Source organism: Micromonospora sp. NPDC006431 (assembly GCF_042870725.1).
In the GTDB taxonomy this organism is placed as follows: domain Bacteria; phylum Actinomycetota; class Actinomycetes; order Mycobacteriales; family Micromonosporaceae; genus Micromonospora.
Genome location: NZ_JBIAHQ010000009.1, coordinates 182,299 through 207,127, shown reverse-complemented (window position 1 = coordinate 207,127; position 24,829 = coordinate 182,299). Strand labels below are relative to the sequence as shown.

The window sequence follows — 24,829 nt, the reverse complement described above, 5'->3', positions numbered from 1 at the left end:
CAGCCAGCGGCGCGGGCCGGTCATGTGGCAAGCCGGTAGCCGGCGCCCCGGACGGTCTCCAGGCGTTCCCGGCCGATCTTGCGGCGCAGGTAGCCGACGTAGACCTCGACGGCGTTGGGGGCGGTGTCGAGGCTGGCGTCCCAGACGTGGTCCAGCAGCTCGGTCTTGGACACCACCTGGCCGGCCCGGCGCATCAGATAGTCGAGCAGGGCGTACTCGCGGGTGGTCAGGGCCACCTCGGCGTCGGCCCGGGTCACCCGCCGCCGGGCCGGATCCAGCCGCAGGTCGCCGACGGTGAGCACGGTCGGGCGTTCCGGCGCGCCGCGGCGCAGCAGCGCCCGCAGCCGGGCCAGCAGCACCACGTACGAGAAGGGCTTGGTGAGGTAGTCGTCCGCCCCGCAGTCCAGCCCGTCGGCCTGGTCGTACTCGCCGTCCTTGGCCGAGAGCATGAGCACCGGCAGCCAGTGCTCCTCGGCTCGTAGCCGGCGCACCACCTCGTACCCGGACAGGCCGGGCAGCATCACGTCGAGGATCATCGCGTCGTAGCCGCCGTGCCGGGCGGCGTCCAGCCCGGCCGGGCCGGTCGACTCGACGTCCACCGCGAACCCCTCCGCCGCCAGGCCCCGCCGCAGCGCGGACGCGAGCCGCGTCTCGTCCTCCACCACCAGCAACCGCACCCATCCAGGGTGCCACCCGGGCGACACCCCTAGGGAATCTCCTCAGCGGCCTCACAGCGACCCTCCTGCACCATTACGGTCAGGAGGTGCCCATGATGTCCGTACTGAAGAACCGTGCCGTGCTGCGCTGGCTGGTCCCGGTGACCGCGGGGGTCGCCGTGGTCGGCGGCGGCGCCGCGATCGGCACGTTGGCCGCCGGGGCCGACCCGGCCCTGCCGCCGCGCACCGCGGCGCAACTGCTCGAGGATCTGCGCTCGTCCCGCCTGGACGGGCTCTCCGGCACCGTGGTGCAGCGCGCCGATCTCGGGCTGCCGCCGATCGCCGACCTGGCCGGCGCGGCCGGCGGCAACGAGCTGGCCAGCCTGCTCACCGGAACGCACACCGTGCGGGTCTGGTACGGCGGCCCCGAGCGGCAGCGGATCGCCCTGGTCGACACGCTCGGCGAGCGGGACATGCTGCGCAACGGCCGCGACGTGTGGACGTGGAGCAGCCGGACCAACACCGCGTCGCACCGGACGCTGTCGGCCACCGAGAAGACGATGCCGTCCGCGCCGGCCACCCCGGTCGAGGCCGCCGACAAGGCGCTCGCGGCGATCGACCCGAGCACCGCGGTCACCGTGGGGCGCACCGCGAAGGTCGCCGGCCGGGACGTGTACGAGCTGGTGCTGACGCCGCGCGACAAGGACTCGCTGGTGCATCAGGTGCGGGTCGCGCTGGACGCGAAGGAGCACGTGCCGCTGCGGTTCGAGGTGCTCGCCGACGGCGCCGACCAGCCGGCGTTCGAGGTGGCCTTCACCCAGGTCGACTTCCGCACGCCGGACGCGGACCAGTTCCGGTTCAACCCGCCGCCGGGGGTGACGGTCAGCGAGGAGAAGGCGAGCGCGCCCGGGCCGACCCGGCAGCACCGGCCGGACGCCGAGCGGCGGCCGGACGTGCGTACGGTCGGGACCGGCTGGACGACGGTGCTGGTGGCGAAGTTGGACGCGGCCGACCTGACCGGTGGCGGCGCCCCGAATGCCCGGGGTGCCCGGCCGGGCGATGCGGCGGGGCCGGCCGGCGACCCGGGCCGGGCCGGCGCGGACGCGGTGGCCGGGCTGCTGGGCGGGCTGCCGAAGGTGAGCGGTGACTGGGGCAGCGGCCGGCTGCTGACCGGGAAGCTGTTCAGCGTGCTGCTCACCGACGACGGCCGGGTGCTGGCCGGCCTGGTCACGCCGGAACGGCTCTACCAGGCGGCCAAGGGCTGACCTATTAGAGAGCGAGCCTCATCAGGGGCCCGGACGGCGGAAGCCGGCCGGGCCCCTGATGCGTGTGCGGAGGAAGCGCGGCGCGGCGGTGTGAGGTGCCCACGGACGGCCTGGTTCACTTGGCCCGGTAGCGGGCCAGGCGGTATCTTTCTCAGTTCAAACAAAAAGGAACGGCTCATGAAAGCCATTCCTGCGACGATTTTAGCCAATGAGGAGCCGGCTTGTCAACGCACTCCGACGTAGAGCTGCACCAGGACGACGAGATCGGGCGCGAGCAGGAGTACGTCTCGATGCTCTACGACCGGCTGGACGGCATGCGCGAGCAGGCCGGCCGGCGGCTCACCGAGGAGCTGCGGAGCACCGGCGGCACGATGCAGGCCCGCTCCCAGCGCGACGCCGCGGTCGGGATGTACGCCGACCAGGTCGAGCAGTTCTCCGCGGTGGAGACCGGCCTCTGCTTCGGCCGCCTCGACGGCGACGACGACTCCCGCCGCTACATCGGCCGGATCGGGATCTTCGACACCAGCGGCGACTACGACCCGCTGCTCATGGACTGGCGGGCCCCGGCGGCCCGGGCGTTCTACCTCGCCACCGCCGCCAACCCGCAGGGCGTACGCCGGCGCCGGCACCTGCGCACCCGGGAGCGGAAGGTCACCGGGATCAACGACGAGGTGCTGGACATCGCCGCCGCCTCCCCCACCGCACACGAGGAACTGACCGGCGAGGCGTCGCTGCTCGCCGCGCTGAACGCCGGCCGCACCGGCCGGATGCGCGACATCGTCGAGACCATCCAGGCCGAGCAGGACCGGATCATCCGGGCCGACCTCCCCGGCGTGCTGGTGGTGCAGGGCGGTCCCGGCACCGGCAAGACGGCGGTGGCGCTGCACCGGGCCGCGTACCTGCTCTACACGCACCGGCAGCAGCTCTCCACCCGGGGCGTGCTGCTGGTCGGCCCCAACGCCACCTTCCTGCGCTACATCTCCCAGGTGCTGCCCGCGCTGGCCGAGACGGGTGTGCTGCTGCGTACCCAGGCCGACCTCTTTCCCGGGGTGCAGGCCCGGCGCACCGAGCCGGCGGAGACCGCCGCGCTGAAGGGACGCGCGGTGATGGCCGAGGTGCTGGCCAACGCGGTACGGGACCGGCAGTGGGTGCCCGAGGAGCCGCTGGAGATCGAGCTGCCGCAGCGGGAGATCCTCACCTTGGACCCGGGCGTGGTCGGGGAGGCCCGGGAGCGGGTCCGCCGCGCCGACCGCCCGCACAACCTGGCCCGGGCGCTGTTCGACATCGAGATCGTGCACGCGCTCGCCGACCAGGTCGCCGAGCGGATCGGCGCCGACCCGCTCGGCGGGGAGAACCTGCTCTCCGAGGCCGACCGCGCCGAGATCCGCCGGGAACTGCGCGACGAGCCCGAGGTCCGGGCCGCGCTGGACGAGCTGTGGCCGGTCCTCACCCCGCAGCGGCTGCTCGCCGACCTGTACGGCGCGCCGGAACGGATCGCCGCCGCCGCGCCGATGCTCACCGACGCCGAGCGGACCATGCTGCACCGCGAGCCGGGCGGCTGGACGCCGGCCGACGTGCCGCTGCTGGACGAGGCGGCCGAGTTGCTGGGCGAGGACGAGCGCGCCGCCGCGGCCCGCCGGGAGCGAATCCGGTCGCTGCAACGCGAGTACGCCGAGGGCGTGCTGGAGATCGCCCGCGGTTCCCGGTCGATCGACGTCGAGGACGAGGCGGACGGCGGTGAGATCCTCGGCGTCACCGACCTCATCGACGCCGACCGGCTGTTGGAACGGCAGGAGGAGTCCGACCGGCTGACCACCGCGCAGCGCGCCGCCGCCGATCGGAGCTGGGCGTTCGGGCACGTGATCGTCGACGAGGCGCAGGAGCTGTCGCCGATGGCGTGGCGGCTGCTGATGCGCCGGTGCCCGAGCCGGTCGATGACCATCGTCGGGGACGTGGCGCAGACCGGCGCCCTCGCCGGCACGCCTTCTTGGTCGGAGGCGCTGGCGCCGTACGTGGCGGACCGGTGGCGGCTGGAGGAGCTGACCGTCAGCTACCGCACCCCCGCCGAGATCATGGCGGTCGCCGCCGACGTGCTCGCCGCGATCGACCCGGCGCTGCGCCCGCCCCGCTCCGTACGCGCCAGCGGCGTGCCGCCGTGGGACCGGACCGTCGACGCGGACCGGCTCGCCGCGGAGCTGGTCGCCGCGACCACGCGGGAGGCGGCCGGGCTGACCGACGGGCGGCTCGGCGTGATCGTGCCGGCCGGCCGGGTGGCGGAGCTGGGCGCAGCGGTCACCGCCGCCCTGCCGGAGGCCGCCGTCGGGGAGCAGCCGGAGCTGGCGAACCGGGTGGTGGTGCTCACCACCGAGCAGGCCAAGGGCCTGGAGTTCGACTCGGTCCTGGTGGTGGACCCGGACCGCATCGTCGCCGAGTCCCCGCGCGGCCACAGCGACCTCTACGTCGCCCTCACCCGCGCCACCCAACGCCTAGGCATCCTCCGCACGCCCTAACCCCCACCCCCCGCCCCGCGCAATCCCCGGCTGATCATGAGGTTGACGGCGATCTCGATCTCCACGAGTGCCGCCAACCTCATGATCGACAGGGCGGGGAAGCCGCCGGTCAGCCTGGGTGGGGCCGTTCGTCGGTGAAGTTGCCGACCTGGCTGCCGCTCGACGACGCGTCACTCGTGGAGCCGCCGGCCGGGGTGCTCAGGCCACCGGTGGTGGCGTCACCCGTGGTGGTCGGGGCCACCTTCCCCCGGTGCCGCTCCGGCTGGCGGGCCAGCCGGCGGGCGCTGGCCGGGCCGGCCGTGCCCCCGGTCGTGGTGACCGCGCCCTGACCGCGCGTCGGGCCGCCGTCGCGCAGCACGTTCGGGTCGACCGGAACGTGCGCCGGGTCGTCCGGATCCTCCTCCTGGATCACCCGCAGCACATCGGTCTGCGGCACGGTGACCTCGTCCACCGCGCCCTTGCCGTACACACCGCCGGCGATCCGGTCCTCGGCCCGCCGGGCGGCCTCCTGCCGCATGTCGTCCTCACGCACGTCAACCACCTCGCAGCATTCTCGGATCTTTGTTGCGTGCCCGACGACCGGCGGTCCAAACCCGCGCTGGTCGTCCGCCCGGGTTCACCGGCGCGTCTTCCGCTGCTCGCCTGCCGGCCGCCCGGGCTGCCCATGCTGAGCCGCGGGTTGGCGGGACCCGCCCGCCCCCGAAGGGAAGACAGCGTGCGCACCGTACGCCGTACCACCCTCGCCGCGCTCCTGGCGGCGACCGTGACCGCCGGTCTCCCGGCGGCCGCCGAGGCGGCCCCGCGGCCCGGCCGGACCTTCGACCTCCAAGCCCACCGCGGCGGCCTGGGCCTGCGGGTGGAGAACACCCTCGCCTCGTTCGGCAACGCCCTTCAGCTCGGCGTGAGCACGCTCGAACTGGACGTGCAGATCACCGAGGACGGACAGGCCGTGGTGACCCACGACCGGAAGGTCAGCGCCGCCAAGTGCGTGGACACCGCACCGGCAACCCCGGGTGACCCGGAGTACCCGTACGTCGGAAAGTACGTCAACACGCTCACCCTGGCTCAGGTGCGCACGTTGGACTGTGGCTCGAAGACCCTGGCCGACAAGCCCGGTCAGCTCGCCGTGCCCGGCGCCCGGATGCCCCTGCTGCGCGAGGTCTTCGCCCTGGTCAAGCGCTACCGGGCGGACGACGTGATGCTCAACGTGGAGACCAAGGTGGAGGCCGGCGCGCCGGCCGAGACCGCACCACGCGAGCAGTTCGTGCAGGTCACTGCGCGGGAGATCCGGAACGCCGGGATGCTGCGCCAGGTGACGATCCAGAGCTTCGACTGGGGCGCGCTGATGCGGATGCGCCAGGTGGAGCCGCGACTGCCGCTGGTGGCCCTGACCAACTACGACTTCCTGCAGGTCGGCCAGCCGGGCGCGTCGCCGTGGCTGGGCGGCCTGGACATCGACGACTTCGGCGGCGACCCGATCGCCGCGATCCGCAGCTTCGGCGCGGCGGCGTTCTCGCCGGTGCACGGCTTCCCGCAGAACGGCACGGTCACCGATGCCGGCTACCGGCCGTACGTGACGAAGGAGATGGTGGCGCACGCGCACCGCAACGGGATCAAGGTGATCCCGTGGACGGTGGACGACGTGCCCACCATGGCGAAGCTGATCGACGACGGCGTGGACGGCCTCATCACCGACTACCCGGACCGGCTGCGCGGGCTGCTCGCCGAGCGCGGCTACCGGCTGCCCGGGGCGTACGCCTCGCCCTTCGACATCCAGGCCCACCGGGGCGGCCGGGCCACCCGCCCGGAGAACACCCTCCCCGCGTTCGCGCACGCCCTGCAGAACCCGGCCATCTCCACTCTCGAGCTGGACACCGGGGTGACCGCCGACGGGCACCTGGTCGTGCTGCACGACCGGGCGGTCAACGGATCGCACTGCGTGGACACCTCGCCGGTACGCCCCGGAGACCCGAAGTACCCGTACGTCGGGAAGCTGGTGCACGAGCTGACCCTGGCCCAGCTGAAGACCGTCGACTGCGGCGCGAAGACGCTGCCCGAGTTCCCCGCCCAGGTGGCCGTGCCGGGCGCCCGGATCCCCACCCTCGACGAGGTCTTCGCCCTGGTGTCGGCGAGCGGCCGGGACGACGTCCGGATGAACATCGAGACGAAGATCAGCCCGCTGGTGGCCGACACCGAGCCGTACCAGAGCTTCACCCGCAAGCTGGTCACCGCCATCGAGCGGGCCGGCTTCACCCGGCGCGCCACCGTCCAGTCGTTCGACTGGCGCACCATCGAGTACGCCCACCGCCTCAGCCCCCGCATCGACACCGTCGCCCTGGTCTGGCAGTACGGCCCGGCCGAGTGCGCCACCCTCGCCGACGAGTGCACGCTGCAGGCGGTCTACGGCGGCCCGACGGTGCGGAGCCCGTGGACCGCCGGCCTGGACTGGTGGCGCCACGAGGACCTGGGCAAGCTGGTCCGGCAGTCCGGCGCGACCACGGTGTCGGCGAACTGGCAGGTGCACGACCCGGGGCAGGGCACGGTGGCGTCGGCCGACTGGTACCTGCGGCAGAACCCGGCATACTTCCACGGACCGGACGTCTCGACCCTGCAGCGGCGGTACGGGCTCACCGTGGTCCCCTACACCGTCAACGACGCGGCGGTGATGCAGCGGGTCATCGACCTCGGCGTGGATGGCCTCATCACCGACGACCCGGACCTGCTGATCACGGTGGCGGTGCGCAACGGCCTGCGCTGACCGACCGGCAGGAGCCCCGGGGCGACCACATCCGCCGCCGATCGGGTGTTACCTCTCCGGGGCCCTCGGGTAGACGCGGGGTGCCCCCGCCACGAAACGCGAACCGTGCCGTGGCCGAAACGCGGTAGCGGGGCGGGTGTGCAACTCATCGCATCCGAGGAGGACAAGATGAGCACGCAGGCTGCGTCCACCAGGCCGATGAACCGGCCGGCGCAAGAGGCGCCCAACCGGATGGCCATGCAGGACGTCCAGACCCGTCAGATGCCGATGATCGAGGATGGTCGCCGGCAGCCGTCTCCGGGCACCGAGACCAAGCACGCCCTTCTCACCACAGAGTTCTGGGTGTACGCGATCGCCGTCGCGGGCGTCATCGTTGCCGCGTACTGGCCCGGCGGGAGCGGCAATGGCTTGAACCTCGCCAACCCGAACCTGTCGTGGTGGTTCCTGACGGTCCTGACCGGCGCCTATCTGTTCAGCCGTGGTCTGGCCAAGGCTGGTAGCGAACGCCACTCGATCGCGGAGCGCCGGGCGGCCCGGCGCCAGTGAGCAACACCTGAGAGCGGCGGTGGCCCCGGGATTTCCCGGGGCCACCGTCGTGCGTGGACTACTCGAAGTCCCCGCCGAAGTCCCCGAAGTCGCCCTCGAAGGCGCCCTCGATCAGCTCACCGGCGACCAGGCCACCGGCCACCCCCAGGGCGGCGCCTGCCACCATGCCGCCAACCCCCGGCCCACGGCGCCCATGGTGGCCGTGGTGCCCGTGCGGTCCGAAGCCCTGGGCCCGCAGGTTGCCGTAGCGCGAGGTGGTCTCCCGCAGCCAGCCGTCCACCACCTGGGCCCAGTCGGTGCGGCCCGCGTCGCTGTGCGGGACGGTGTATCGGCCGAAGACGTCGTGCCCGGCGGTGAAGAACCCACCCCGTTTGTCGCACTCCAGGATCACCTCGACGCCGCGCTGGCTGGTCACGAAGGTCAGCTCGACCTCGGTGACGGCCTGCGCGTACTGCGGCGCGGCGAAGAACTCGATCTCCTGGTAGAACGGCAGCGTCTGCTGCACGCCGTAGATGTGGCCGCGCTCCAGGTCGGCGTGCTTGAACCGGAAGCCGAGGGTCTGGAACGCCTCGAGAATCCGCTCGTGGATCGGCAGCGGGTGCACCGCCACCTGGTCCAGGTCGCTCTTGTCCACCGCGCGGGCCACCGCGACCTCGGTACGCAGCCCCATGGTCATACCGCGCAGCCGCTGCCCGTACACGTCGGTGACCGGGGTCTCCCACGGCACCGGGAGCTGGAACGGGAGGGAGAGCTGCTGCTTCGGGGCCAGCTCCAGCCGGCCGCTGACCGACATCCGGTGGAACTCCATGATGCCGGCGTACTCGGAGTCGCCGCTCTCGACCTCCACCCGGGTGACCAGGCCGACGCTGATCTGCTCGATGCTGGCCGGCACGTCACCGCCGACCAGGTTGACGTGCCCGTCGAGGGCCAGGCCGGGCCGGGTGTTCGGGTTGGTCAGCACCGTGTCGACGCTGGGGCCGCCGACGCCGAACGCGCTCAGCATCTTCTTGAAGACCATCGCCACTCCGCTTCCACCTTCGGCACGCTCCATGACAGAGCGCGCACGGGACCACCAAAGGCACGTTAACGTGCAGCGCTGTGAAGTGGCTGTGAGCACGAGGGCCTCCGCCGGCACCGCCGGCACGAGGCTCGTCGCGGTGTCAGTCGACCCGCACGACGATCAGTTCGCCGACCTGCTCGCCGATCTGCTGCCGTCCCTCCGCGGGCAGCCCGCCGTCGGTGATGAGCACGTCGGCCGCCGCGAGCGGGGCGATGGTGGCGATCCCGATGGTCTCCCACTTGGTGTGGTCGGCGAGCACGACGAGCCGCCGGGCGGCCGCGATCAGCCCCCGGTTGACCGCCCCTTCCAGCAGGTTCGGCGTGGTGAACCCGGTCCGCGGGCTCATCCCGTGCACGCCGAGGAAGAGCAGGTCGACGTTGAGGGCGGCGATGGCCGCCTCGGCCACCGGCCCGGTCAGCGCGTCCGAGGGCGTACGGATGCCACCGGTGAGCACGACGGTCTGGTCGGGGCGGGGGTTCTGGTAGAGGGCGTCGGCGACCGGGACCGAGTTGGTGACCACGGTGAGCCCGCGGACGTCGGCGAGCCGGGCGGCCAGGGCGGCGGTGGTCGTGCCGGCGGAGAGCGCGATCGCCATTCCGGGCTCGACCAGGCCGGCGGCCCGCTCGGCGATGGCCCGCTTCTCGGCCTGCTGCCGGATCGACTTCGCGGCGAAGCCGGGCTCCTCGGCCGAGCCGGGGCCGGCCAGCGTCGCTCCACCGTGGACCTTGTCGACGAGCCCCCGCTCGGCGAGCACCTCCAGGTCCCGCCGGATGGTCATGTCCGACACCCCGAAGCGGCTGACCAGGTGACTGACCCGGACGCCACCACGCTGGCGGATCAGCTCCAGGATGGCGCTCTGCCGTTGCTGGGCGAGCATGGCTCCTCCTTCGGGTGCAGGGGCCACGGTCAGGCGGCCTCGGCCGTCCGGTCCGTCGCCGGATCGCCGGCCTGCACCCTGGCCGGCACCGGCTGGTCGGCGGCGCGGGCCGGCATTTCGCGGACCACCGCCACCTCGCCGGCCGGGACCACCAACTCGCCGTCGCAGCGGCCGCCGCCGAGCAGTTCGACGCCGGCGACCGCCAGCCGGGCCTCGGCGTCGGTGTGGTTGATGACGAACAGCCAGCTCCGGTCGGCGGACCGGCGGCGGACCACCTCCACCCCCGCCGGGGCGGCCACCGGCGGGCGGGCGCCGGACTCGGTGAGCAGCCGGGCGACGAGCCGGTCGGTGGCGGCCGCGTCCAGCCGGGTGGCGACGTACCAGGCGGCTCCGGCGCCGACCGCGTGCCGGGTCAGCGCGGGCACCCCGGGCAGCGGCCCGTCGGCGTACGAGGCGAGCACCTCCGCCCCCTCGGCGTGCAGCCACTCGGTCCACACGTCGGCGGTGGCACCGTCGTCGAGGCGTACCCGCTCACCCGCGCGGAGCGGGAAGAACTCCTCGGTGCGGACGCCGAGCAGCTCGCGGAACGCGCCCGGGTAGCCGCCGAGCCGGATGTGGTCGTGCTCGTCGACGATGCCGCTGAAGTAGGTCACCAGGGCGGTGCCACCCGAGGCCACGAACGCGCGCAGGGCCTCGGCGTCGGCGTCGCGGACCAGGTAGAGGGTGGGCACCAGGACCAGCCGGTAGCGGGACAGGTCGGCCGACGGGTGCACCACGTCGGCGGTGACCCCGGCCCGCCAGAGCGCGCCGTGCAGGGCAGCGAGCCGGTCCACGTAGGTGACGTCGGTGCTGGGGTGGGAGTCGAGCTCGACGCCCCACCAGGCCTCGTAGTCGAACAGGATCGCCACCTCGGACTCGACCCGGCTGCCGCGTACCTCGGCGAGGGCCGTCAGGTCGGCGCCGAGCCGGCACACCTCGCGGAACACCTTGGTCTCCGGCCCGGCGTGCGGGACCAGTGCGGAGTGGAACTTCTCCGCGCCCGCCCGGGAGGCCCGCCACTGGAAGAAGAGCACCCCGTCGGCGCCGCGCGCCACGTGGGCGAGGCTGTTGCGCCGCAGCTGGCCCGGGGTCTTGGCGACGTTGCGCGGCTGCCAGTTGACCGCGCTGGTGGAGTGCTCCATCAGCAGCCACGGCCCGCCACCGGCGACGCCCCGGGTGTGGTCGGCGGCGAGCGCCAGGTCGACCTGCGGCCGCGGGTCGGCGGCGATCAGGTAGTGGTCGTTGGCGACCAGGTCCACGTCGGACGCCCAGGAGTGGTAGTCCAGGTGCTTGACGCCGGTGCCGATCATGAAGTTGGTGGTGACCGGCTGCCGGGTGAGCCGGGTCAGCACCTCCTGCTCCGCACGCAGCTGGGCGCGCTGCTCGTCGGAGGAGAAACGCAGGAAGTCCAGCTGCTGGGTGGGGTTGGCGAAGGTCGGGGCGGTCCGTGGCGGGTTGATCTCGGCCCAGTCGTGGTAGCGCTGGCTCCAGAACGCGGTGCCCCAGGCGGCGTTGAGCGCGTCCAGGTCGCCGTAGCGCTCGCGCAGCCAGCGGCGGAACGCCTCGGCGCTGACATCGCAGTAGCAGTGCACGTTGTGGCAGCCCAGCTCGTTGGAGACGTGCCACATCACCACGGCCGGGTGGTCGGCGTACCGGCCGGCGACGGCCTCGACCAGTGTGAGGGACCGCTGCCGGAAGACCGGTGAGCTGGGGCAGTAGGCCTGCCTCCCGCCCGGCCAGAGGACCGTGCCATCGGCGCGTCGGGGCAGCGTCTCCGGGTGCCGGTGGGCCAGCCAGGGTGGCGGACTGGCGGTGGCGGTGGCCAGGTCGACGCTGATCCCGCCGTCGTGCAGCAGGTCGAGCGCCCGGTCGAGCCAGCCGAACTCGTAGCGGCCGGGGGCGGGTTCCAGCAGGGCCCAGGAGAAGATCCCGACCGAGACCAGATTGACCCCGGCCCGGCGCATCAGCGCGACGTCCTCGACCCAGGTCTCCTCGGGCCACTGCTCCGGGTTGTAGTCGGCGCCGTACCAGATCCGCTCACCGTGCCAGGTCCGCATGAGTGCAGAGGGTGCCCCCCGAACGGCCACCAAGTCAACACTTTCCAACATCGACAGGGATTGCTGCGGTTGGCCGGTCTCGGCCATGTCACAACTGGGTTATCGCTGTCCGCTTCCCCCCTTGACAGCGCGGAACCAGGGGGTAGCTTCAACCGCCACCGGCTGTTTGTGTTCGGACATGTGGATTCGCGGTGGATCCACAGCCGGCGGCGCGAACACCCATCCCACCACCACGGCTTTTGGACACAGCGCACCTCTTCCAGGCAGGAGGCACCATGTCCCGTCCCCGATCACAAGCCGAATACCTCGCCCGACTCGTGCCCCCGTCCGTCGCCGGCCTGAACCGCCGCTCGCTGCTCGCCGGCGCGGCCGGCGCGGGCGCGCTGCTCGGCACGGGACTGCTCGCCGGCTGCGGTTCCGACTCCGACTCGGGCGGAGGCTCGAAGACCGTCTCCGTCGGCTCGAACGCCTCGGACCCGACGCCGAAGGACGTCCTCGCCAAGCTGGCGGCCGGCTTCCAGAGCTCGTCCGTGGTCCAGGTCAACATCAACACGGTTGACCACAACACGTTCCAGGAGAACATCAACAACTACCTGCAGGGCAAGCCGGACGATGTGTTCACCTGGTTCGCCGGCTACCGGATGCGGTTCTTCGCCGCCAAGGGCCTGGCCGGCGACGTCAGCGACGTCTGGGGCAAGCTCTCCGGCTTCTCCGACGCGTTCAAGAAGGCGTCCACCGGCGACGACGGCAAGCAGTACTTCGTGCCCGCGTCGTACTACCCGTGGGCGGTCTTCTATCGCAAGTCGGTGTGGCAGCAGCACGGCTACCAGGTGCCGACGACGCTCGACGACCTCACCTCGCTCGCCGGGCAGATGAAGAGGGATGGCCTCATCCCGATCGCCTTCGCCGACAAGGACGGCTGGCCGGCGATGGGCACCTTCGACATCCTCAACCTGCGGATCAACGGCTACCAGTTCCACGTCGACCTGATGGCGGGCAAGGAGGCGTGGACCTCCGACAAGGTGAAGAAGGTCTTCGACACCTGGGCCGGGCTGCTGCCACTGCACCAGCCGGACGCCCTGGGCCGGACCTGGCAGGAGGCCGCCCAGTCGCTGCAGCAGAAGAAGAGCGGCATGTACCTGCTCGGCCTCTTCGTCGCTCAGCAGTTCAACGACAACGAGCAGGACGACATCGACTTCTTCACCTTCCCCGAGATCGACTCGACCATCGGCGCCAAGGCCCTGGACGCGCCGATCGACGGCTACATGATGGCCCGCAAGCCGAAGTCCGAGGCCAACGCCAAGAAGCTGCTGGAGTACATAGGCGGCGTCGACGCCGCGAACATCATGGTGAAGGGCGACCCCGGCACCCTGGTCGCCAACAGCGGCGGGGACACCAGCGGCTACACCGCGCTGAAGAAGAAGGCCGCCGAACTGGTCGGCTCGGCCACGGAGATCGCCCAGTTCCTCGACCGGGACACCCGGCCGGATTTCGCCTCCACGGTGATCATCCCGGCGTTCCAGCAGTTCATCAAGAACCCGAAGGACATCAGCGGGCTGCTCACCAGCATCGAGAACCAGAAGAAGTCGATCTTCACCAGCTGACGGCGGAAGGGAGGAGGACACATGTCCGACCTGCCCCTGATCCAAGCGGATCGCGCCGTACCAACGCCGGCCGCGACCACCACCACGCGTGGTCGCCGCCGGCGGCTACGGCTCCTGTCCCGCACCGACCGCGTGGTGATCACGCTGATGGTGCTGGTACCCATGCTCCTCGTCGTCGGCCTGGTCTGGCTGCCGGCGCTGGCCACCGTGCTGCTCTCCGGCACCAACTGGGACGGCATCGGCCCGCTCAGCGAGATCGACTGGGTCGGCCTGAAGAACTACGACGACGTGGTGAACATCTACCCGCCGTTCGTGCCGGCGATCCAGAACAACCTGCTCTGGCTGGCCGCGCTCTTCGTGGTGGCCACCCCGTTCGGGATGTTCCTCGCCGTGCTGCTCGACAAGGAACTGCGCGGCAGCCGCTTCTACCAGACCGCGCTCTACCTGCCGGTGGTGCTCTCCCTGGCGCTGATCGGCTTCGTCTGGCAGCTCATCTACAGCCGCGACCAGGGCCTGCTCAACGCACTGCTGGGCACCCAGACCGACTGGTACGGCGACCCGCACGTGAACATCTGGTCGGTGCTCGTCGCCGCCGGCTGGCGGCACGTCGGCTACATCATGCTGCTCTATCTGGCCGGCCTGAAGGGCGTCGACCCGTCGCTGCGCGAGGCGGCCGCCGTGGACGGCTCCTCCGAGGCCAGCACCTTCTTCCGGGTGGTCTTCCCGGTCATGCGGCCGATCAACATCATCGTGCTGGTGGTGACGGTGATCGAGTCGCTGCGCGCGTTCGACCTGGTGTGGGTGATCAACAAGGGCCGCAACGGGCTGGAGCTGATCTCCGCGCTGGTCACCGCCAACGTGGTGGGCGAGGCCAGCCGGATCGGCTTCGGCTCCGCCCTGGCGACCATCATGCTGGTCGTCTCCCTGGTCTTCATCACCCTCTATCTGGCCACCGTGATGCGGGAGGACCGGCGATGACCACCGTCCTGACCCGCGATACCACGGCCACCGCACCGGCCGGGCGCCGCCGGCCACTGCGGCCCGCCCGGGTGGTCCTGCACCTCTTCCTGGGTACGGTCGCCGTCGGCTGGCTCTTCCCGATCCTCTGGGCGACGCTGACCTCACTACGGTCCTACGAGTACACCGCCACCCACGGCTACGTCTCCCTCGGCGGCTGGACCATCGACAACTACGTCACCGCCTGGCGGACCGCGGAGTTCGGCAAGCACTTCCTCAACTCCGTCTACATCACCGTGCCGGCGGTGCTGCTGACGCTCTTCCTCGCCTCCTGCGTGGCGTTCGTGATCGCCCGGTTCAGCTGGAAACTCAACCTCGTGCTGCTCGGGCTGTTCACCGCGGCGAACCTGCTGCCGCAGCAGGCCCTGCTGATCCCGCTGTTCCGGATGTTCACCGAGATCCCGCTGCCGGCCTGGATGAGCGACTCGGAGCTGCTCTACGACAGCTACTGGGGACTGATCCTGGTCAACGTCGCCTTCCAGTGCGGCTTCTGCGTCTTCGTGCTGAGCAACTACATGAAGGCCCTGCCGCACGACCTGTACGAGGCGGCGATGGTGGACGGCGCCAGCGTCTGGCGGCAGTACTGGCAGGTCACCATGCCGCTGTGCCGGCCGGCCCTGGCCGCGCTGGCCACCCTCGAGGTGACCTGGATCTACAACGAGTTCTTCTGGGCCACCGTGCTGATGCGCACCGGCGACAAGTTCCCGGTGACCAGCTCGCTGAACAACCTGCGCGGTGAGTTCTTCACCGACAACAACCTGGTCTCGGCCGGCTCGGTGCTGGTCGCGATCCCCACCCTGGTGATCTTCTTCCTGTTGCAGAAGCAGTTCGTCCGGGGCCTGACCCTGGGAGCCAGCAAGGGATGACGATCCTCCACCTGCGCCGCGCCCGAACCAGCCTGGTGCTCGACGCGCGCGGCCCGGGCCTGCCCCGGGTCGTGCACTGGGGCGCCGACCTCGGCCCGCTCCCCGCCGACGACCTGCCCGCCCTGGTCGACGCCACCATCGCGCCGGTGGTACCGAGCAGCTTCGACGCGCCGACGGTGCTGTCACTGCTGCCCGAGCCCAGCGCCGGCTGGAGCGGCCGGCCCGGCCTGGCCGGCCACCGCGACGGCCGGGACTGGTCCACCGCCTTCCGCCTCGACGGGCTCGACGTCGCCGACGCCGCCCCGGAGCCGAGCCGCGTGGCGGGGGGCGGAGAGGCGGTGCGCGTATCCGGGGCGCAGCGGGACCCCGACGGGGCCGGTGCCGCGCGGGTGACCGTGCGGGCGGCGGACCCGGGCGCGGGGTTGTCGCTCACCGTCGAGCTCACGCTCGACCCGACCGGACTGCTGACACTGCGGCACCGGCTGCGCAACGACGGCGACCGGCCGTACGAGGTGCGGGAGCTGACCCCGGTGCTGCCGGTGCCGGCGGTCGCCACCGAACTGCTCGACCTGACCGGGCGCTGGTGCCGGGAACGCGCCCCGCAGCGGCACCCGTGGCCGATGGGCGCCTGGGTACGCGAGGGCCGGCACGGCCGCACCGGCCACGACGCCACGCTGCTGCTCGTCGCCGGCACGCCGGGCTTCGGCTTCGGGCACGGCGAGGTGTGGGCGGTGCACACCGCGTGGAGCGGAGACCACGTCACGGTGGCCGAACGCCGCCCGACCGGGGAGTCCACCCTGGGCGGCGGCGAACTGCTCACCCCCGGCGAGATCGTGCTCGCCCCCGGCGCGGAGTACGCCACTCCCCTGCTCTACGCGGTCCACTCGACCGACGGGCTGGACGGACTCAGCGACGTGCTGCACACCCACCTGCGGGCCCGCCCGCAGCACCCGCGCGCACCCCGCCCGGTGACACTCAACGTCTGGGAGGCGGTCTACTTCGACCACGACCTGGACCGGCTCAGAGACCTCGCCGACCGGGCCGCCGAGGTGGGCGTGGAACGGTTCGTGCTCGACGACGGCTGGTTCCGGGGCCGCCGGCACGACCGGGCCGGGCTCGGCGACTGGTGGGTCGACGACGACGTCTGGCCGGACGGGCTGCAACCGCTCATCGACCACGTCCGCGGGCACGGGATGCAGTTCGGGCTCTGGGTCGAGCCGGAGATGGTCAACCCGGACTCGGACCTGTTCCGGGCCCACCCGGACTGGCTGCTCCAGGCGCCCGGCCGGCTGCCGCCGGAGTGGCGCCACCAGCAGGTGCTCGACCTCGCCCACCCGGACGCATACGCCCACCTGCTGGGCCGGCTGGACGCCGTGCTGACGGAGCACGACGGGATCGCGTACCTGAAGTGGGACCACAACCGGGACCTCACCGAGGCCGGGCACGGCGGCCGGCCCGGGGTGCACGCGCAGACCGTGGCGGTCTACCACCTCCTCGACGAGCTGCGGGGTCGCCACCCCGCAGTGGAGATCGAGAGCTGCTCGTCCGGCGGGGCGCGGGTGGACCTGGAGATCCTGCGCCGCACCGACCGGGTGTGGGCCAGCGACTGCAACGACGCCCTGGAGCGGTTGTCGATCCAGCGCTGGACCGGCCTGCTGCTCCCGCCCGAACTGGTCGGCACCCACATCGGACCGGAACGCTCGCACACCACCCACCGGGTGCACGGCCTGGGCTTCCGGGCGGTCACCGCGCTCTTCGGCCACCACGGCATCGAGTGGGACATCAGCGGCATCACCCCGGCGGAGCGGGCGGAACTCGCCGCCTGGGTCGCCCTGCACAAGCGGCTGCGTCCGCTGCTGCACGGCGGCCGGGTGGTCCGGGTCGACCACCCCGACCCGGCCGTGCAGGCGCACGGCGTGGTCGCTCACGACCGCTCCCACGCGGTGTACGCGATCGCCCGGCTGACCACCTCGGTCGCCCAGGTGCCGGGCCCGATACGCCTGCCGGGGCTGGACCCGACCCGGCGTTACCTGGTCCGCCCGCCGGCCGGGGTGCCGGAGCCGGCGGTGGTGCAGCTGAGCGCGCCGGGCTGGCTCACCTCGGGCGACGGGGTGACGCTGAGCGGTTCGGTGCTGGGCAGCGTCGGGGTGCAGCTGCCCGCCCTGCACCCGGAGCAGGCGCTGCTGCTGGAGGTCACCGCGGTCGGCTAAGCGCGGGGAGTTACCCGGCGAGGAACCGCGGAATTTGCAGCGAGGCTTCGTCGAGGTTCAATGTGGCGAGGAGCGACCGCCGTTCCCGGCGGTAGGTCGCGGCAGCGACTTCGTCACCGGTGGCGGCCGCGATCCGGTCGAGACGGGCCAGCACGCGTGCGATCTGCGGCCGCGTGCCGATGCGGCGCCAGACGTCCAGTGCGCGGCGCAACGAAGTCGCGGCCTCCGCCCAGCGTCCCTCCGCGGCGGCCAGGTCACCCATGGAACGCAGCGTTTCGGCGAGGCCATCGGGACGCCCGATCTTGTGGTGTCCGGCCAGGGCCCTGTCCAGTCGCGCGGCGGCATGGGTCCACCGGCCTTGCCGAATGTCCACGTCGGCCATCGCCTGCTCGGCGTACGCCGTACCCATGTCGTCGCGCACCTCATGGGAGAACCGCAGCGCCGCGGCCAGTTCCCGCTCCGCGTCTTCGAGCTTCCCGATGTCGGTAAGCGCCATCCCGTAGTGGTAGCGGTGGAGCGCGGTCCGCAGCGAGGCACCCGCTGCGCCATCGATGGCGATTACCTCTTCCAGCAGCGGCACGGCTCTGGCGGCAGCACCCGCCTCGAAGAGGGCGTAGCCGAGGCTGTCCAGGCTTTCGCCGAGCAACCAGTTGGGCACCGCTTGGTCGCGGGCCGCCACCACCGCCTGCTCCAACCAGTCGAACGCCTCACCCAACCGCCCGACACGCAGTGCGGCCAGGCCGGAGGTCCGGAGCGCGGCCACCTGGAGTTTCCGGTCACCGAGCCGGCCCGCCACGGCCCGTTGCTCGGCCGCGATGGCCGGTAGCTGGGCGTACTGGTCGCGCTGCAGGTGGGCCTTGAAGAGAGCTTCGAGCAACGGGGCGAGGAGCGTGTCCGACCCGGTGGTGCGGACGCACGAGATCGCTTGGTGGAGCACCTGTTCCCAGTCGTCGGCATAGCACCGGTGCCAGAGATAGGTCGACAGGCGCACCGCGAGTGGGCCGGCGACGTCCGCCAGAGCGGACCGGCAGGCATGGTCGACCGCCGCGACGAGTCCGGCCCGTTCGGTTTCGAACCAGTCGAGAGGACTGACCCGCACCGCGTGTGCACCGCTGTCGCGTGGTGGCGACGGAACACTCGCGTCGCGGTCGCCCGCGGGGTCGCCCAGCAGCTCGTCGGCTTCGCGCGCAAGCGCGAGCCAGCCGTTGAGCAACCGTTCCAGCGCCCGGCCCCGCTCGGCCGGCGCTTCATCGGTCGGGTAGCGCTCCCGGGCATACTCGGCGACCAGCTCGTGCAGCCGGTATCGCCGCTGTCCCACCGGGTCGAGGCCCAGCGGTTCCACCAAATGGACGTCCGTGAGTTGGTCAAGGAGCTTCCGAGCCTGCACTGCCGCTACGTCGAGGAGCGCCTGTGCCACCCACTCCGGCCAGTCGGCGGTAGCGAGCAGGCTCAACCGCAGGAACAGCCGCCGTGCGTCGACCGGAAGTGCGTCGCAGCTCAGCGCGATGCTGGCCCGTACATCCAGGTCGCCGACAGCCAACTCGTCGAGCCGGCCCCGCTGGGTGGCCAGTCGCGCCCGCAACTCGTCAAGAGTGGCGTCCGGCCGTAGCGCCAGCCGGGCCCCCGCGATACAGACGGCGAGCGGAAGCTCACCGCAGAGCCGCACAATTTCCTGTGCCGCCTCGGGCTCGGCGGCGACGCGAGCTTCGCCGGCGCCATTGGCGAGCAAGCGGATCGCGTCCTCGGTCCGCAGCGCCGGCACCACGAGGCGGGCCGCGTTCAGCAGCGCCGCCAGCTGTCGCCGCGAGGTCACCACCACACCGCCTGCCCCCGGCAGCAGCGGCCGCACCTGCGCCTCGTCGCCGGCGTCGTCGAGAACCACCAGCGTCCGGCCATCCGCGAGGTGGCTGCGGTACAAGGCGATGCGCTCCTCCGGGTCCGTTGGCATCTCGCCGCTGTCCACGCCCAACGCTCGCAGAAACCGCTCGACGATCCGGTACGGGTCCGCCGGTGTGTCATAACTGCCGCGCAGATCGGCGTAAAGCTGCCCGTTCGTGAACACCGCGCTCAACCGCTGACCCGCCGACACCGCCAGCGCGCTCTTGCCGACTCCGCCCTGCCCCACCAGTACCACCACCGGAGCGGAGGTTTCACCCTTGCTCTCCAACGTCCGGACGACCCGATCGAGCAGCTGACCGCGACCCGTCAGCGGCGCCGCGGGCGGAAGCTGGCGCGGTACCGTTCGCGCGGGCGTAGCGATGACGCTTCCCACCGGCTGCCCCTGCAGGATCTGCCGCTGTGTGTTGCGCAGCACCGGCCCCGGCTCCACACCCAGGTCGTCGAAGAAACGCCGGTGCGCGCGGCGGTAGACGGCGAGCGCCTCGGCCCGGCGGCCCATGCCGGCCAGCGCCAACATCTGCCGACTGTAGAGTCGCTCGGCGTATGGGTTCTCGGCGACCAGCGGCTCCACCTCGCGCAGCGCCGCGCCGTAGTCGTCGAGCGCCAGCGCGGCGTCCAGCTTCGTTTCGGCAGCCGCGAGCCTCTCCTGATGGAGTGCCGCGCGGAGCTCGCCGGCAAGGGCGTCGGGGATGTCGGCCAGTGCCGGCCCGCGCCAGAGCGACAGCGCCTGATCCAGCAGGGCCACTGCGACCCTGTGGTCGCCCGCCGCGGCCGCTGTGCAGCCCCGCTCGGCGAGGCCTCGAAACTCCACCAGGTCCAACCGGTGCGGTCCCAGCCGCACCATGTATCCGCTGGGCCTGGTCTCGATCAGGGACGGATCCGCGATGCGGAACCGGCGACGCAGGTTGCTGATAAGGTTGTGCAGCTGTGCCTTCGCGGAACCTGGCGCCTGATCCCAGAGCCGGGCGATCAACAGCTCGGTGGAGGTCAACCTTCCGGCGTTGACCAGCAGGGTGGCGAGCACCAGCCGCTCCCGCCCGCTCCCGCTCGGCAAGGGCCGTCCCAGATCATGGACTTCGACCGGCCCCAAGACTCCGAATTTCACGAGACATTGATAGCGCATCGTCTCTCGTATTCATTCAGATGGGTCGGTCCGTGTCGACTGCGGACCACTGCTGACGCAGACCGAGCTCATCGAAGCTATCCCGAATTCTGGGAGTGCTCATTGCTGCTCTAACAACCCTCTAACAGCGGCTCGATGCCGGCGGCGGTGCCCCACTAGGGTGGCGGACATTGCCCAGGGCAAGAGAACGGTTGAGAACTGGTGTCATTGAACGGGGGCCCAGGCTTCGTCGGCCCGACCGACGCGCTGGACCGGTACGAGCTCGTGGAGCGGCGCGCAGCAGGCGGTGAGGGCGAGGTCTGGCTGGCGCGTGAACGCCATGGCGCCGAGTCGTTCGCCTACGCCGTGAAGGTGATCCGGACCGACGACGACTCGGCCGCGGATCGCCATCTCGAAGAACTGCGGCTGCAAGCTGCGCTCGCCACGCATGTGGAGCATCCGGCACTGGTGAAGGTGAAGGAGGTCTTCGTCGGCCCGCCGCCGCACGCTGCCGGTCAGGGAGCCACCGCCACCGGGCGGCGGCTGTACTTCGTCATGAAGTGGATCGAGGGGCGCAGCCTCCAGGAGGCGCTGGAGCGGGGCGAGATCCGGGGCCTCGACGTGCTGGTGCCTCTGGAGCAGGTCGCCGAGGCGATCGACTACCTGCACAGCGGACGGGACACCAACGGCGCCCCGGTGATCCACCGTGACATCAAACCCGCGAACGTGCTGCTCGCCGCCGACGGCCGGGTATACCTGGTGGACTTCGGACTGGTGCGCCTGCGCAGCACCGACAGGACCTCGCGGATCTTCGGCACCGCGCCGTTCATGGCGCCGGAGTCCCTGGCTCGCGGCGAATACACCCCGGCCACCGACCGGTACACGCTGGGCGCCACCGTCTACTACGCCCTGACCGCCGAGACGCCGGTGCCCGGTGACCTGGAGGGGATGGCGCAGCGGCTGACGGCGGCACTCGGGCCCGGAAGGGATCGGGAGGTCCGCGGCATCGTCGCGATGCTCGCGGTGCCGCCCGACGCGCGCCCCGCCAGCGCCGCCGCCTGGGTTCGCGCCCTGCGAGCGGCACCGCTGCAGACGACGGCTGGCCCGGGGCCCTCGGGTCCGCCCCCGACGGCCGCCTCCCTGCCCGGCCTCGCGGGTCCGCCCACCACGGCGTCCCCGTCCGGATACCCGATGCCGCCCGGCTCCTCTGCCGGTGCGCCGCCGGGACCGGTGAGCTATCCGATGCCGGCCAGCAGCCTCGGCGCACCGCAGCTCCCGCCGTCCGCCGGAGGTTATCTGGGCGCCCCGCCCCCGCTGACGAAGAAGAAGGCCACGAAGCTGCCTTTCGTGATCGTCGGCGTGGTGCTGCTGGTCTTCGCCGGCTGCTGCGGTGGCCTCTACAAGATCGGGTCGTCGTCGAATGCGGGCAACGGCCAATACAGCTCCGGCGGCGGTCCCGGCGCCCGCCCCGCGCGGTCGTTCGACAAGAGCAAGCCCCCGCCACCGGTGACGGAGCTGCGGGCGGCGCTGGTCTCAGTCGGTGACATAGCCGCGGTGATGCGCGCATCGCGCGACACGATCGAGAAGAGGTCTGACGAGAACTATCTTCAGGGTGGGCTGTCCAGCCTGAAGATGTGCGCCGACGGCGCGGTGGCCGGGGACGCCATCGCCGGCGCCGAGACGAACAACTTCAAGGTCCTAGGTGCCGAGGGCTACCCGTACGTGAGTTCGGCCGTCGCGGGCTTCTACGGTGACGAGGCGAAGGTCTTCTTCGCCGCCTTGCGCGACCAGGCCGGCCGATGCGGGTGGACGGAGATGCAGACCGCGAAGCTCGGCGATGAAGCGCTCGGGGTTTTCACCGACGATGGGAGCACCAAGCTGGCCATCGTTTTCGTCCGTAGCGGTCAGGCGGTCATCGAGGTGGTGGTGACGGGGCAGACCTTCATGGACCTGGTCCACGGCAGCTACCAGTCGGACGCGATCAAGCTCGCCACCGCGATGGCGAGGCGGCTCCCGAAGAGCGGCACATGACCGGCGCCGCGCTGCTGATCGGTACGCAGGACGGGGAACGCCGGATCACGCCGGAGGAGGCGGTGCTGCGGATCGGCCGGGATCCGTTGTGCCGGATCGTGATCGACGATCCCCGGGTGTCCCGCGAACACGTCGAGGTGCAATACCTGCCCGGTGGCTGGCGGCTGCGGGACCTGGGCAGCCGAAACGGCACCTACGCCGCGGGGGTACGGGTCGACGAACTCGACCTGACGCAGCCGTGCCAAGTGCGACTTGGGGCCGCCGACGGGCCATCACTCACCCTGCGTCCGGAGTCGGTCCGGGCCGATGCACCGCCGGTGACGATCACCGCGGCGGCTGGCCCGGCACGGCCCGGGGCGGCCACGCCCGGGCCGCGGTTCGAGGCCGGGCGGGCACCCTCCGCGACCTACCGGGCCGCGCACCGGACGCGGATCGGGCGCGCCCCGGACAACGACATCGTGCTCGACGACCTGCAGGTGTCGCGTTACCACGCGGAACTGCTGAGCACCCCGGCTGGCCTGAAGCTCGTCGACCTGGGCACCCGCAACGGCACGTTCGTCAACGGCCGCCGGATCTCCGAGGCCGACCTGCGGCAGGGTGACCTGCTGTCGTTCGGCCGGCATCAGCTCGTCGTCGACGGCACGCAGCTGCGGGAGTACGTCGACACCGGCCGCGTCTCGCTCCACGTGGACGGGTTGGAGGTCACCGTTTCGGGCGGCAAGCGGTTGCTCGACAAGGTCAGTTTCGCGCTCGGTGAGTGCAGCCTGCTCGCCGTCGTGGGCCCGAGCGGTGCCGGCAAGTCGACCTTGTTGGGCGCGTTGACCGGGTACCGTCCGGCGAACGAGGGCGCCGTCATCTACCAGGGCCGCGACCTGTACGGGGAATACGACGAACTGCGCCAGCGGATCGGCTTGGTGCCGCAGGACGACATCCTGCATTCGGCATTGACCGTACGCCGTGCCCTGCGATACGCGGCCGCCCTGCGATTCGGGTCCGACGTGACGGTCGCGGAGCGGGAACGGCGGATCGACGAGGTGGTCGACCAGCTCGGTCTGACCAGCCAGGCAGATCAGCGGATCGACACCCTCTCCGGCGGCCAGCGCAAGCGCACGTCGGTGGCGTTGGAGCTGCTCACCGAGCCCTCGCTGCTGTTCCTCGACGAACCAACCTCCGGGCTCGACCCGGCGCTCGACCGCGATGTGATGGTGAGCCTGCGGGACCTCGCTGACCGGGGCCGTACGGTCGTCGTGGTCACCCACAGCCCGCTGCACCTCAACGTCTGCGACCGGGTACTGGTGCTCGGGCGGGGCGGCAAGGTCGCCTATTTCGGGCCGCCCGGCGACCTGCTGCCGTTCTTCGGCGCCAGCGAGTACGCCGACGTCTTCAAGCAGGTGTACGACGCCCCCGACGGTTGGGCCGCGCGCTTCGCCGCCACGGTGGCGCCGCCACCCGCCTCCGGCGAACGGGCGGCGCCCTCGCCCCAACCAACCCAGGCGCCGCCGCCGCGGCAGAGCTGGCGGCGACAGCTCGCGATCCAGACCCGGCGGATGGCCGCGGTGACCCTGGCCGACCGGATGTACGTGGCATTGCTGCTCGGGCTGCCGCTCGGCCTCGCCGCGCTGCTGCACGTGATCCCCGGCGACAACGGATTCGCCAAGCCGGACAACCCGCTGGGGCGCAGCCCGGAAGCGTCGCAGCTGCTCGTCGTGCTGATCATCGGAGCCGTGTTCTTCGGGCTCGCGGGCGGCGTCCGGGAGCTCGTCCGGGAGCGCGCCATCTACCGCCGGGAACGGGCCGTCGGGCTCGCGCCCGGCGCGTATCTCGGCTCGAAGCTTCTGGTGTTCGCGATCCTGAACGGGATGCAGGCCGCGCTGTTCGTGGCGGTGGGCCTCGCCGGGCGGCCGCGGGCCGAGGAGACGCTGGCGCTGCCATGGCCGCTGCTAGAGCTGATCGTGGTGGTCTGGTTGACCGCCCTGGTCGCGACCGTGACCGGCCTGCTGGTCAGCGCATACGTCTCCACCGGCGAGCAGACGATGCCCATCCTGGTGGGGCTGGTGATGGCGCAGCTGGTGCTCTGCGGCGGACTTTTCGAAGTGGTCGGCCGCCAGGGCGTCGAGCAGTTGTCCTGGCTCGCACCGTCCAGGTGGGGATATGCGGCTGCGGCGGCGACCGCCGACCTGCGCTCGCTGGTGGTGAATCCCAGCGCGGATGCGCTGTGGAAGCACACCGCCGGAGCGTGGTGGTGGGCGATGGGCGTCCTCGCGCTGCAGGGTGTGGTGCTCACCTGCGCCGCCAGGTGGGCGCTGCGGCGCCACGAGCCGGGCCGCTGAGG

General features: G+C 71.8%; 16 protein-coding genes. 10 read left to right on the top strand and 6 right to left on the bottom strand.

All coding sequences use genetic code 11. From position 1 onward, the window contains the following. Positions 1-20: 20 nt before the first annotated feature. Positions 21-677, bottom strand: coding sequence for a response regulator transcription factor (locus tag ACFYM6_RS18020; RefSeq protein ID WP_387276748.1), 657 nt, complete (start codon positions 675-677; stop codon positions 21-23). Positions 678-772: 95 nt separating this feature from the next. Here ACFYM6_RS18020 and ACFYM6_RS18015 point away from each other — a divergent pair, with 95 nt between their 5' ends. Together ACFYM6_RS18015 and ACFYM6_RS18010 are read left to right on the top strand one after the other, a co-directional pair. After that, on the top strand, positions 773-1,921 hold the full coding sequence (locus ACFYM6_RS18015; RefSeq protein WP_387276895.1) for an outer membrane lipoprotein carrier protein LolA: 1,149 nt from the start codon (positions 773-775) through the stop codon (positions 1,919-1,921). A gap of 290 nt (positions 1,922-2,211) precedes the next feature. Then, positions 2,212-4,431 carry a HelD family protein gene (locus tag ACFYM6_RS18010; RefSeq protein ID WP_387276893.1) on the top strand — a complete coding sequence of 740 codons (2,220 nt, stop codon included), beginning with the start codon at positions 2,212-2,214 and terminating at the stop codon, positions 4,429-4,431. A gap of 109 nt (positions 4,432-4,540) precedes the next feature. Here the strand turns inward: ACFYM6_RS18010 and ACFYM6_RS18005 are convergent, their stop codons facing one another. After that, complete coding sequence (locus ACFYM6_RS18005) at positions 4,541-4,963, bottom strand: hypothetical protein (RefSeq protein ID WP_073836345.1); 423 nt, start codon at positions 4,961-4,963, stop codon at positions 4,541-4,543. Positions 4,964-5,146: 183 nt separating this feature from the next. Between ACFYM6_RS18005 and ACFYM6_RS18000 the strand changes: the two genes are divergently transcribed. Both ACFYM6_RS18000 and ACFYM6_RS17995 read left to right on the top strand, forming a co-directional pair. After that, entirely contained in the window at positions 5,147-7,189 is a 2,043-nt protein-coding gene (locus ACFYM6_RS18000) for a glycerophosphodiester phosphodiesterase family protein (RefSeq protein WP_387276746.1), read from the top strand. A gap of 168 nt (positions 7,190-7,357) precedes the next feature. Next, positions 7,358-7,735 (top strand): hypothetical protein, encoded by a 378-nt coding sequence (locus tag ACFYM6_RS17995; protein WP_387276744.1) that lies wholly within the window; start codon positions 7,358-7,360, stop codon positions 7,733-7,735. Between the two features lie 58 nt (positions 7,736-7,793). Here ACFYM6_RS17995 and ACFYM6_RS17990 read toward each other — a convergent pair whose 3' ends face one another. From ACFYM6_RS17990 to ACFYM6_RS17980, 3 genes are all read right to left on the bottom strand, one after another. Continuing rightward, positions 7,794-8,753: a sporulation protein gene (locus ACFYM6_RS17990; protein ID WP_387276891.1), complete on the bottom strand. Its 960-nt coding sequence runs from the start codon at positions 8,751-8,753 to the stop codon at positions 7,794-7,796. A 142-nt stretch (positions 8,754-8,895) separates the two neighbouring features. Then, positions 8,896-9,672, bottom strand: a complete 777-nt coding sequence (locus tag ACFYM6_RS17985; RefSeq protein WP_357433154.1) for a DeoR/GlpR family DNA-binding transcription regulator — start codon at positions 9,670-9,672, stop codon at positions 8,896-8,898. A gap of 29 nt (positions 9,673-9,701) precedes the next feature. Next, complete coding sequence (locus tag ACFYM6_RS17980) at positions 9,702-11,768, bottom strand: beta-galactosidase (protein WP_387276741.1); 2,067 nt, start codon at positions 11,766-11,768, stop codon at positions 9,702-9,704. 275 nt (positions 11,769-12,043) lie between these two features. Between ACFYM6_RS17980 and ACFYM6_RS17975 the strand changes: the two genes are divergently transcribed. The 4 genes from ACFYM6_RS17975 to ACFYM6_RS17960 are packed head-to-tail and all read left to right on the top strand — an operon-like array spanning position 12,044 to position 17,465. After that, positions 12,044-13,372, top strand: coding sequence for an ABC transporter substrate-binding protein (locus tag ACFYM6_RS17975; protein WP_387276739.1), 1,329 nt, complete (start codon positions 12,044-12,046; stop codon positions 13,370-13,372). 21 nt (positions 13,373-13,393) lie between these two features. Then, positions 13,394-14,350, top strand: coding sequence for a carbohydrate ABC transporter permease (locus tag ACFYM6_RS17970; RefSeq protein WP_387276737.1), 957 nt, complete (start codon positions 13,394-13,396; stop codon positions 14,348-14,350). After that, complete coding sequence (locus ACFYM6_RS17965) at positions 14,347-15,255, top strand: carbohydrate ABC transporter permease (protein ID WP_387276735.1); 909 nt, start codon at positions 14,347-14,349, stop codon at positions 15,253-15,255. The genes ACFYM6_RS17970 and ACFYM6_RS17965 overlap by 4 nt, the downstream gene beginning before the upstream one ends. Then, complete coding sequence (locus ACFYM6_RS17960) at positions 15,252-17,465, top strand: alpha-galactosidase (protein WP_387276733.1); 2,214 nt, start codon at positions 15,252-15,254, stop codon at positions 17,463-17,465. Before ACFYM6_RS17965 ends, ACFYM6_RS17960 begins: the two co-directional genes overlap by 4 nt. 10 nt (positions 17,466-17,475) lie before the next feature. Here the strand turns inward: ACFYM6_RS17960 and ACFYM6_RS17955 are convergent, their stop codons facing one another. Beyond that, on the bottom strand, positions 17,476-20,487 hold the full coding sequence (locus tag ACFYM6_RS17955) for a BTAD domain-containing putative transcriptional regulator (protein ID WP_387276731.1): 3,012 nt from the start codon (positions 20,485-20,487) through the stop codon (positions 17,476-17,478). A 201-nt stretch (positions 20,488-20,688) separates the two neighbouring features. Here ACFYM6_RS17955 and ACFYM6_RS17950 point away from each other — a divergent pair, with 201 nt between their 5' ends. After that, positions 20,689-22,497, top strand: coding sequence for a protein kinase (locus tag ACFYM6_RS17950; protein WP_387276729.1), 1,809 nt, complete (start codon positions 20,689-20,691; stop codon positions 22,495-22,497). Continuing rightward, positions 22,494-24,827 (top strand): FHA domain-containing protein, encoded by a 2,334-nt coding sequence (locus ACFYM6_RS17945; RefSeq protein ID WP_387276727.1) that lies wholly within the window; start codon positions 22,494-22,496, stop codon positions 24,825-24,827. The genes ACFYM6_RS17950 and ACFYM6_RS17945 overlap by 4 nt, the downstream gene beginning before the upstream one ends. Positions 24,828-24,829: the final 2 nt, after the last annotated feature.

Bases quoted from the DNA above. Each gene is read 5' to 3' on its own strand.
- ACFYM6_RS18010 (WP_387276893.1), top strand. From the start codon at position 2,212: ATGCTCTACGACCGGCTGGACGGCATGCGCGAGCAGGCCGGCCGGCGG.
- ACFYM6_RS17955 (WP_387276731.1), bottom strand. From the start codon at position 20,487: ATGCGCTATCAATGTCTCGTGAAATTCGGAGTCTTGGGGCCGGTCGAA.
- ACFYM6_RS17945 (WP_387276727.1), top strand. From the start codon at position 22,494: ATGACCGGCGCCGCGCTGCTGATCGGTACGCAGGACGGGGAACGCCGG.
- ACFYM6_RS17960 (WP_387276733.1), top strand. From the start codon at position 15,252: ATGACGATCCTCCACCTGCGCCGCGCCCGAACCAGCCTGGTGCTCGAC.
- ACFYM6_RS18015 (WP_387276895.1), top strand. From the start codon at position 773: ATGTCCGTACTGAAGAACCGTGCCGTGCTGCGCTGGCTGGTCCCGGTG.
- ACFYM6_RS17995 (WP_387276744.1), top strand. From the start codon at position 7,358: ATGAGCACGCAGGCTGCGTCCACCAGGCCGATGAACCGGCCGGCGCAA.
- ACFYM6_RS17985 (WP_357433154.1), bottom strand. From the start codon at position 9,672: ATGCTCGCCCAGCAACGGCAGAGCGCCATCCTGGAGCTGATCCGCCAG.
- ACFYM6_RS17970 (WP_387276737.1), top strand. From the start codon at position 13,394: ATGTCCGACCTGCCCCTGATCCAAGCGGATCGCGCCGTACCAACGCCG.
- ACFYM6_RS17965 (WP_387276735.1), top strand. From the start codon at position 14,347: ATGACCACCGTCCTGACCCGCGATACCACGGCCACCGCACCGGCCGGG.
- ACFYM6_RS17975 (WP_387276739.1), top strand. From the start codon at position 12,044: ATGTCCCGTCCCCGATCACAAGCCGAATACCTCGCCCGACTCGTGCCC.
- ACFYM6_RS17990 (WP_387276891.1), bottom strand. From the start codon at position 8,753: ATGGTCTTCAAGAAGATGCTGAGCGCGTTCGGCGTCGGCGGCCCCAGC.
- ACFYM6_RS17980 (WP_387276741.1), bottom strand. From the start codon at position 11,768: ATGCGGACCTGGCACGGTGAGCGGATCTGGTACGGCGCCGACTACAAC.